Consider the following 980-nt stretch of genomic DNA (forward strand, 5'->3'; position numbering starts at 1 on the left):
GCTTGATCCCGTCGACTTCAACAAGTCATGCAACTCGGCCCCCTTGGGTGTTTCCGGCGTGCCTGTAGCCTATGCGGTCTGCCAGAGCTGTGCTTTTTGTTTCGCGCCGGAGATTTGCGCGTGGAGTCTGCAAGAATTTGAGGAAAAAATCTACAACGACCAGTACGTTGTTGTCGATCCCCATTACGTACAAGCCCGGGCAGAAGCAAACGCAGCCCTCCTGCGTGAAAGATTTGGCGATCTGGCCCCCAACCTGAGGCACCTCRACTATGGTGGCGGCAATGGCGGCCTGGCCAGGTTGATGCGGGAAGCCCATTGGCAATCCACGTCATATGACCCTTTTGTGGACAGAAACCTCAGCGTTGAGACACTGGGTAAGTTCGACCTGATCACCGCATATGAGGTGTTTGAACATGTTCCGGACGTTTGGGCATTGATGTCTGACCTCAAGAAGCTAATGTCACCGGATGGCTTGATCATGTTCTCGACGCTGTTGTCTGACGGCCATATCAAGACCGGCGAGCAGCTGACCTGGTGGTACGCCTCGCCGCGCAATGGGCATATCAGCCTTTTCTCATCACGGAGCCTGGCGCTTCTTGCGCAGAACCATGGGGTTGGCTTTGGCAGTTTCTCGGAAGGTGTCCATGCCTTCTGTAACCATATACCGCCTTGGGCCGCCCGGGCTTTCGGCCAACCTTGATGGTGCGTGGCGTGGTGCAGTAACGCTCCTTTTTTGATAGCTGGTTGCGCTCATCCCTATTGGCCTGGAATCCCATTTCATGGATAAAAATGGCCCCGAAATTGCCCGAATGCCTTCAGGCTGCTTGTGAGCGCCCGAAACAACTTCCAGGTGCTCCAAAAGCCTCTTTAAGTTTTTTTCAAGCATCAAAAGTGAACTCAGCCCAGTAGAGACAGGCGCAAGCAGCTATTGAATTGATAGCGATTCAGATGGGGCGCGCGTCCAGCAGGCTGACAGGAAT

1 protein-coding gene is annotated in these 980 nt (G+C 54.1%); it reads left to right on the forward strand.

Translation table 11 applies throughout. The features are described from left to right. A partial coding sequence (locus tag AC1D1X_RS24360) for a class I SAM-dependent methyltransferase (protein ID WP_477699496.1) occupies nt 1-700 on the forward strand: 700 nt, incomplete at its 5' end. Nucleotides 701-980: the final 280 nt, after the last annotated feature.

This window comes from Polaromonas sp. P1_G4 (assembly GCF_056405475.1).